This window comes from Parabacteroides sp. AF17-3 (assembly GCF_003635445.1).
Lineage (GTDB): Bacteria > Bacteroidota > Bacteroidia > Bacteroidales > Tannerellaceae > Parabacteroides > Parabacteroides goldsteinii.
Genome location: NZ_QTMM01000030.1, coordinates 20851 through 29636, shown reverse-complemented (window position 1 = coordinate 29636; position 8786 = coordinate 20851). Strand labels below are relative to the sequence as shown.

The window sequence follows — 8786 nt, the reverse complement described above, 5'->3', positions numbered from 1 at the left end:
TTGATCTTTTGCCTACTTTTCCATCAAGGGAAAAGTAGGTTCAATTATTTCTATATTTGAACCTTTTTCAATAAGGTTTTTCAGCGAATCAACTATCATACTGTCATAAATGGATGTAATGTGTTTATTATTAATCTATTAGTGTGTGATGGTTGAAAGCCATAACTATCATATCATCTATCATACCCTCATTTTATCCAGGCATATGATACATATTTAACAAAATCATCGCTCTTTTACCTCCCGAAAAATCACTGTAAAGAAGAGTATTCTGCATCTCATATTGCTCTTCCCTGCTTAATAATTTCTCAAAAATAATAGACTAATTTTCCGGGAATACTTGCTTTTTGTTTTTAAGACGCCCGTTTCGACCTGTTTTACACCCGGATGTCGACGATGCTCAGACCCGGGTGTAAAGGTTATCGAGACCCGGGTGTCAGGCAATATAAATAACTATACTGTTGAAAATAAGCAATATACTTAGCAGAAAAAGACTGTTATGTATCAGGTTTCAAGACAAGGTTATGACGGTTTATGACAGTTAAATGATAGTTGAAAATGCTAACTGTCATGGTGTAATGTGTTGATTGCATGTGCGTTAAAAGATAATATGATAGTATGATAGTTCATTTTGATAATACAATTAGATTATCTGCTCTTCCTCCCCTTTAGGTATTCTATTTACAAAAGCGTTTTTATCTCTTCCAGGCTGCTGACCGTATAGGTTGGGGTAAACTCCTGGGGTGGCAGTCCCTGCGGGTTGAACCAGAGCTGGTCGATCCGCGATTGGCGGGCACCGAATATGTCGGCCTCGAAGCAGTCGCCGATCATCAGCGTCTCGTTGCGGCGGGAGTTGGTATTGATCAGGGCAAAGTCAAAGATGCCCTTGTGCGGTTTCTGGATACCTGCATCTTCCGACAGGATCATCCGCTTGAAATAAGGCGCCAGGCCGGAGTTGCGCAGTTTCTTGTCCTGTACTTCGCGGAAGCCGTTCGACAGGATATACAGGCGGTAGGAAGGGCGAAGATATTCCAGCAGTTCGATCGCGCCGGGAACCAGCCGTGTCTTGGTGGTCGTGCGCCTGAGGAAATCATTGTTGACGGCCAGTACCGCCTTGGTATCTTCGATGCCCATCGGGCGCAGCATATAACGGAAGCGGTCGATGATAAGCGTCTGCCTGTCGATCTCTCCCGCACGGTATTGTTTCCAAAGCAGCTCGTTGTGAGGCCAATAGATAGCAAAGAAAGCCTCGAAGGAGGCATAATACCGGTCAAAGTGGTGATCGGTATAAAGCTCTTCGAGGCATTCTTTATTATTATGGTACGTATCCCAAAGGGTATCGTCCAGATCTATAAAGAGGTTTTTGTATTTCATCATCCTACTTCGATCACCAGGTATTTGCCCAGGCTCCAGAATGTTTTCGGGTCTGTGATATTCAGTGTCAGGTTGCCGTCTTCGTCTTTCACGAATTCGTAAGAACCTTCCGGATGGTTGGATTTCAGTTTTGCCTTTGCAGCGAACAAAGGGATTTCCTTTACTTCACGAACGTCGACAGAGATGAAGTAGTCCTTGTTGAAACCGCTCTGCAATACTTTTGATTTGGAGAAAAGACCGCCGCCGGAAAGGATTTTCTGGTCTTTCAGTTCTTTAGCCGTGCCGAAGCAGTAGTAAGCCGTGTTGAGCGCCTTGTCCTGTTCGTTTAGTTTTTCAGATTGGACGGCAGCAGTTGTAGCCAGGTTTTCCACATCTTCGTTCAACGAAGACACCATTTCGTCCAGTTCCTGGATACGTACATTTTTCTTTGCCAGGTCTTCCTGCAAAGCGACGATCATCGTTGCCTTCTGGTCCAGTTCGGAAGAAAGGCGGCTGATTGTCTTCCGCAGGGCAGCCGATTGGATGCCGCTCTTTTTCAGCTTGTCTTCCAGCTGGCTGATCGTTTCCTTGTTCTTTTTCAATGTTTCGCTGATCAGTTGCATGTTCTGCTTGATCTGTTCGCGGTTGCTTTTGCTGAATTCACCGCCAGTCTGCTGCTGGAGGTTCAGATAGTTTTCCGCATCGCGGATAGACTGTATGTCTGCCTCTACATCATTTAATGTAGAAAGGATCTCATTCATTTCGCTGGTCGCTTTCGTATTCTCGATCTTCAGAGAATCGTTTTCGGCTTTCAGCTTTTTGTATTCGGCTGAGTTCTGTCCGCAGGAAACCAGCAATGTCGCGCAGGTACAAGCTAATAATAACTTCTTCATGTTCTTTTTGTTTTTTGAGTTAAACATCTTTTTCTGTCTCTTTTTCCTTTTTATCTTTTAAGCCTGCTAATACAATAACAATCTCACCTCTCGGATCGTTCACGGTAAAATGTGCTATAACCTCTTCCAGGGTTCCGCGGACGGTCTCTTCGTGCAGCTTGGATATTTCGCGCGACACGGATACTTGTCGGTCGGTTCCGAAGAATTCGGCTAGTTGGGTTAGCGTCTTTACCAGTCGGAAAGGTGATTCGTAAAAAATGATCGTCCTGTATTCGACGGCCAACTCCTTCAGGCGGGTCTGACGACCTTTCTTCTGGGGAAGGAATCCTTCGAAACAAAACTTTTCGTTCGGTAGCCCGGAGGCCACGAGGGCCGGAACAAATGCGGTTGCTCCCGGCAGACATTCCACGTCGACACCCTGCCGCACACATTCCCTGACGAGCATAAAGCCCGGGTCGGAGATGGCCGGTGTCCCGGCGTCGGATACGAGTGCGATGTTTTCGCCGCCTTTGATGCGGGAAGCGATCTGCTCCACAGTCTTATGTTCGTTGAACTTGTGGTGCGACTGCATCTTGTTCTGTATCTCAAAATGTTTCAGCAGAATACCGGTCGTGCGGGTGTCTTCGGCCAGGATCAGGTCGGCTTCCTTCAGCACACGGATGGCCCGGAAGGTCATGTCTTCCAGGTTTCCTACGGGAGTCGGTACAACTGTTAACTTTGCCATAATTTTCAATTCTTCAGAGGAATCGTTTTTCCAATAGCTTGATGAAGTCGGCTACGGCTTCATCTTCTATGTTCCATTTCAGTTCGTTATTCAGGTAGGTTACCGATTCTTCATACGAATGGATATCGTTGAGGTCGGTAATCGCCTTGTTCATTTTCTCTTCATTGCCACCGAACAGTTCGCGACGGAAACGGAAGCGGTCGTTCAGGCTGAATGCCTTGCGGAAGTCGGACAGGTTTTTCTTCTCCAAAATGTCACTCAGGAAAACACTTTGCTTTTCCGATGTGACGGATTTATGGGGAGGTTCGGACTGCTCGGTGACGATTTCCGTCTTTTCGATGATAACTTCCTGCACAGGTTCCATCTTTGGCTCCGGGACGATCACGGGTTCTGCGACCGGCTCTTCTTTTACTTCCGGTTCTTTTACTTCCGGTTTGTATTCTTCGGGAGCGGGTGCCGCGGTGGCAACCGGGTTCGGAAGTGACTGTATCAATGCCTGATGGGCTTCCATTTGTTTACGTAACATTTCAATCTGTGCAGTCTCCAGCGAATGAAGGTCATTCAGTATTTTATGTGTCAGATTGAATGTCTGGCTAAAGAAGGATACCGGATATACTTCTGCGTCGCGCATACCGGCTATCAACGTCTCCAGTTCCTTGATATCAAGTAACAGATAATCTATTTTTTCTTTATTTGCCATTCCTTTATTTTAATTTGCAAGAGGCGTTGTGTACCAAAAGGCACTATTTGCGACCTCTCTGTCTTATATTGCAGCAAAAATAACTATTTCTATTTATGTAACGTACTTAATATGTGAAAAAGTGTGCTGTCACTCAACAAATTCATCCGGTAAATTAACCAGATACAGCCGATGGGTGGCACGGGTGAAAGCGGTATAGAGCCACCGGTAGAAATCTTCTCCCAGCATTTCTTCCGTCATATATCCGATATCGAGGAAGACATTCATCCATTGTCCGCCCTGTGCCTTATGGCAGGTGATGGCATAGGCATATTTTACCTGTACTACATTGTAATGCGGATCGGCTTTCATCTTCTTCATTTTTCCGGCCTTGGTGGGGATATCGTCATAATCTTCCAGGATGGTGAAGAACAGCTTGTCGTTTAGCTCTTTCGGCAGGGCAGGGGTGTCGGTCTGTAGGGTGTCGAGCAGTATCTTTATATCCAGTTCCAGGTCGTAATCCTGAAAGCGGACGGTCACATCGGCAAAACGGAAGCCGTAGAGCTCGGTTGTCCGTCTGACACGGAGTATTTGTACGATTTCCCCGTTGGCGATGAAGTCCATTTCCTTGCAGTCGCTGGTCCAGTAATAATTGTTTTTGGCAACCATTAAGCGGTCGCCGGCCGATAATTCCTCTTCCCGGTACAGTATCCGGTTGCGGATGCCGTTATTGTAGATGGTGGCTCGTTTGTTGGAGCGTGTGATGATCATTGTTTCTTCGATCCCGTCATGGCTGTAGGCCGATGATATTTCCTCGATCAGTTCATCCCCGTTAACCTTTCTGAAGTCGGCGAAACCTTTCAACTGAAGTTTAGGATAGATTTCTACGGTGTTATTCCGCAGCGCATCCCGCAAACGGGTTGCATTGAGCAGAATACCCGAATCTCCGCTTTGCCTGACGACCTGTGTCAGGGTGATTTCCTGTACCTGGAGGTTATATCCTCTGAGTATTTCCGGGTTGAGTGCCGGGCTTTCGGTCTGCATGACAGGCGGCAACTGGGCTACGTCGCCCATCAGGATCAGGCGGCAGTTCTCCCCCGAATAGACGTATTGTATCAGGTCGTCGAGCAGCCGTCCCGTCCCGAAAGAAATCGAGTCGATTCCGTCATTGGAAATCATGGATGCTTCATCAACAATAAATAACGTATCTTTATGTAAATTATCAGCAGGCATAAACCCGGTCGGCTCGTTGGAGAATGCCTTCTGGCGGTAAATCTTTTTATGGATCGTATAAGCCTTTTGCCCCGAATAGTTCGAAAAAACCTTAGCTGCCCTGCCGGTTGGAGCCAACAGAAATGTTTTTTGTTGCAGTTCGTTCAGAGTCTTGACCAGGGCACCGACCAACGACGTTTTTCCGGTTCCTGCGTATCCTTTCAGCAACAGGAGTGTGTCCGATTCCACCGAAAGCAGAAAATCCGTGAGCGTTTTTAATGCAGAAAACTGGTCTTCTGTCGGATTATGTGGGAAATTTTGCGTAATTTGGCGGCTTAAATAACTATTTATCATTTTGATTGCAATAATTTTGGTGATAAAGGTAGTGTATTAAATATTCTTTTTTAAATTTGCCGAACGAAATAAATTCAAAAAAACAATACAAACCATGAAAGTTACATTAAAGATTTTATTAGCTGCTGCAGTTCTCCTGCTAGTTTACATTTGCTACAGAAGCATCATGACGCCGATCGAATTCAATGAAGCAAAAGATGCGCGTGAAAGTCTTATTAAAGCTCGTCTGATCGATATTCGTAAAGCTCAGATCGAGTACAAGAATGTGTATAAGACTCATGCTGGTAGTTTCAATGACTTGGTTAAGTTCCTGAAGGAAGATAAGCTTCCGTTCTTGATCAAGGAAGGTGTTTTGACTGACGAGCAGCTGGAAAAAGGTATGACAGAGAAAGAAGCTGTGAAGAAAGGTTTGATCCGACGTGATACTATCTGGGTCCTGGCAAAAGATACCTTGTTCGGTGCCAGCTACAATGCTGATGATCTGGCCAATGTTCCGGGAACAAGCGTTAAGTTCTCTATGGATACAGCTACACTGACTTCCGGTTCCGGTTATACTGTAAAAGTATTTGAAGCAGGCGTTAAGTATGACGATTATCTGGGTGACCTGGACAAACAGTTGGTTGTAAACCTGAAGGACAAGGCTGAAAAGCTGGAAAAATATCCGGGTTTACGTGTTGGTTCACTGACTGAAATTAATAACAACGCAGGTAACTGGGAATAATCAATTGCTTATGACTATCAGTATTCCTGATACGTTGACTGCTGATAATTCTGGAAAATACATAATGTCCATCCGGCTTAGGTCGGATGGACTTTCTTTTTCAGGATACAGCCCTTCGGAGAGCGAGACTTTCTTTTACAGAAACGTGGAGTTCGACCGGACGAAGCCTTATGTCTCTTCCCTGAAAGAGTTTTTCTTTGAGCACGAGTTTATGACTTATTCGTATAGGCGGACGAACCTGGTTTGTGTTACGCCGCAGTATACGGTGGTGCCGGAGGAAGTCTTTACGGACAAGCAGAAAACGGATCTGCTGTCGTTTACGTTTTCTGCCCCGGAGAATAAATGTTTGCATAATTTGCTGACACGTGAGGCGGCGGAGGTCGTGTTCGGCATGGATGAAGAGGTGTATGAGTTTTGTTCCCGCTCGCTGATCAATCCGTCGTTTATCCACCATATGACTCCCCAGCTGGCTTTATGGAAACAGCAGAGCCGTATGTTGATCCCCCGGCAATTGTATGTAGTGCTGCACCGGAAGATGATGGACGTGGTTTGTTTTGCGCAGGGGAAACTACTTTTTGTCAATACGTTTGAGTATGATAAGCCGGATGATATCCTGTACTATATATTATATGTATGGAAACAGGTCGGCATGGATCAGGAGAGGGACCAGCTTCATATCTATGGAGGTGTCTCTCTGCGTAACAGCATAACAACTACGTTACGTAATTATATACAATATATCAGTCCGGCCGAGATACCGTCGGATGCTTATTTGTTGGGTGCCGAGGTTGTTCAGGCCCCATTGGATTTAATAGCTTTATCTGTATGCGAATTATAAGCGGAATATATGGCCGGAGGCGTTTTGACGTACCGTCATCTTTCAGTGCACGGCCGACTACTGACTTTGCGAAAGAGAATCTCTTTAATGTGATCAACAACCTGACCGACCTGGAAGGTGCCGATGCGCTGGACCTGTTTGCCGGAACGGGGAGTATCTCTTTCGAACTGCTGTCGAGAGAATGCAGAAGTGTGACGGCTGTCGAGAAGAATAATGCACATGCCTCTTTCATTGCAAAGGTAGCGAAAGAGTTAAAGACAGATTCACTTCATCTGATCCGTGGCGATGTGTTCCGTTATCTTCATTCGGCACCGAAACAGGGTTTTGATTTTATCTTTGCCGATCCCCCTTATGCGCTGAAGGAACTGCCGGAGGTCCCTGCCTTGGTTTTTGAGCGTGACTTATTGCGCGACGGCGGTATCTTCGTGATGGAGCATCCGAAAACGAATGATTTCTCCCACCTGCCGTATTTTGACCAGCAACGTGTATACGGTTCGGTGAATTTCAGTATTTTCATAAAAGAAGAAAAGGCTTAAAGGAGCGGCGAGAACAGGCGCATGAACGATTCGGCGAGGCGCTGTTTGATTGGCCGTTTTAGCCAGCGTGAAGGAATCAGCCGTTCGCAGCTGTGCATATCGTGCATGAACACCCGCTTCATCTGTATGGCGAAAGACGGTTGATAGACGAATGCATTTATCTCGAAATTGTGTTCGAAGCTCCGGAAGTCCATATTGGCCGATCCGATGCAGGCAAGCGCATCGTCGGTTATCATCAGTTTGGAATGGAGGAATCCCGGCTCATAGAAATATACTTTCACACCAGCCTTCACCATCTCATCGATAAAAGAGTGTGTTGCCATATTGGCGCTGCGGGTATCCGAGCGTTTGGGTAACATAAGGCGTACATCGATACCTCCCAACGCTGCGATCAGCAGTGCCTGGTTCAATCCTTCGGTCGGAAGGAAATAAGGGGTTTGTATATAAATGTACTTTTTGGCATTAGCGATGGCAAAGATATAGGCCTGCAACAGCGTGCGCCATTGCCCGACCGGACCACTGGTTGCTATCTGCATGATATTGTCGTCATGGTATATCGGAGTCAGGGGATAATATATTTTGTCATTCAGCAATTTCTTACTGATGACATACCAGTCGATCAGGAAAGCGGACTGGAGGCCGTGTACTCCTTTTCCTATTATCCTGAAATGAGTATCGCGCCAGATACCCCATTCCGTACCTTTCTCATAGCGATCGGCAATATTCATACCACCCATATAGCCGATCTGCCCGTCTATAACGACAATCTTCCGGTGATTCCGGTAGTTCACTTTGCTGGTGAAGACCGGGAATGCTACTTTCAGGAAGGCATATACCTCAATTCCGGCTTCCTGCATTTCGTCGAAGAAACTGTTTTTTACGTTCCAGCAGCCTACGTCATCGTATAAAACCCGCACCTGGACCCCCTCTTTTGCCTTTGCAATCAGGGCGTCTTTGAACCGTGTCCCGACTTCATCGTCACAAAAGATATAATATTGAAAGTGGATATGATGTTTTGCCTTTTGTATATCGTCCAGTAGATCCTTGAATTTGTCAGCTCCGTTCGTATATATTTTAATCTCGCTGCCATAGAGCAGGGAAGACTGATTGTTGTTACTCAGCAATGTGACTAACGGTTGGTACGGACCGGGGACAGTACAGGCGTCCTGCGGAAGTTTGCCTTCCTGCGGCCGTTTCATAATACGTTTGTAGGTTCTTCGGGAGATGATACGCTGTTTTCGGTTGTCCTGTCCGAAGAAGAAATAGAACAGCAGGCCGATACCCGGAGCCAGCAACAATACGATGACCCAGGGAATGGTTTTTAACGGATTTCTGTTTTCCGCTATAATAACCAGAACCAGTCCCAGGATGGTGACGGAGTATAATATAATGAATATTACCCCAACGACCCATTGTATGTGTATGGCTGCCAGCATTCTTTTTATATTTTGTTACAGGTTGATAAAGGTAGTAAGG

At 45.9% G+C, this 8786-nt stretch carries 9 protein-coding genes; 3 read left to right on the top strand and 6 right to left on the bottom strand.

What is annotated here, in order from left to right; genetic code table 11:
- Positions 1-681: 681 nt before the first annotated feature.
- The 5 genes from DWW91_RS26870 to DWW91_RS26850 form a co-directional block, all read right to left on the bottom strand.
- Complete coding sequence (locus DWW91_RS26870; RefSeq protein WP_199722634.1) at positions 682-1374, bottom strand: YjjG family noncanonical pyrimidine nucleotidase; 693 nt, start codon at positions 1372-1374, stop codon at positions 682-684.
- Positions 1374-2246: a hypothetical protein gene (locus tag DWW91_RS26865; RefSeq protein ID WP_009859711.1), complete on the bottom strand. Its 873-nt coding sequence runs from the start codon at positions 2244-2246 to the stop codon at positions 1374-1376. The genes DWW91_RS26870 and DWW91_RS26865 overlap by 1 nt, the downstream gene beginning before the upstream one ends.
- Before the next feature lie 19 nt (positions 2247-2265).
- Positions 2266-2970: a 16S rRNA (cytidine(1402)-2'-O)-methyltransferase gene (rsmI, locus tag DWW91_RS26860; RefSeq protein ID WP_009859710.1), complete on the bottom strand. Its 705-nt coding sequence runs from the start codon at positions 2968-2970 to the stop codon at positions 2266-2268.
- 13 nt (positions 2971-2983) lie between these two features.
- Positions 2984-3670: a hypothetical protein gene (locus DWW91_RS26855; protein ID WP_010800640.1), complete on the bottom strand. Its 687-nt coding sequence runs from the start codon at positions 3668-3670 to the stop codon at positions 2984-2986.
- Between the two features lie 129 nt (positions 3671-3799).
- On the bottom strand, positions 3800-5215 hold the full coding sequence (locus DWW91_RS26850; protein ID WP_122329378.1) for an ATP-dependent RecD-like DNA helicase: 1416 nt from the start codon (positions 5213-5215) through the stop codon (positions 3800-3802).
- A gap of 94 nt (positions 5216-5309) precedes the next feature.
- On the opposite strand from DWW91_RS26850, the gene DWW91_RS26845 reads away from it, so the two are divergent.
- The 3 genes from DWW91_RS26845 to rsmD are packed head-to-tail and all read left to right on the top strand — an operon-like array spanning position 5310 to position 7310.
- Entirely contained in the window at positions 5310-5936 is a 627-nt protein-coding gene (locus DWW91_RS26845; RefSeq protein ID WP_010800638.1) for a hypothetical protein, read from the top strand.
- 10 nt (positions 5937-5946) lie between these two features.
- Entirely contained in the window at positions 5947-6774 is an 828-nt protein-coding gene (locus tag DWW91_RS26840) for a DUF3822 family protein (protein WP_009859706.1), read from the top strand.
- On the top strand, positions 6762-7310 hold the full coding sequence (gene rsmD / locus DWW91_RS26835; RefSeq protein ID WP_122329377.1) for a 16S rRNA (guanine(966)-N(2))-methyltransferase RsmD: 549 nt from the start codon (positions 6762-6764) through the stop codon (positions 7308-7310). The genes DWW91_RS26840 and rsmD overlap by 13 nt, the downstream gene beginning before the upstream one ends.
- On the opposite strand, the gene cls is transcribed toward rsmD, so the two are convergent.
- Positions 7307-8746 (bottom strand): cardiolipin synthase, encoded by a 1440-nt coding sequence (cls, locus tag DWW91_RS26830; protein ID WP_046146263.1) that lies wholly within the window; start codon positions 8744-8746, stop codon positions 7307-7309. The two genes, rsmD and cls, sit on opposite strands and share 4 nt — an antisense overlap.
- Positions 8747-8786 lie beyond the last annotated feature (40 nt).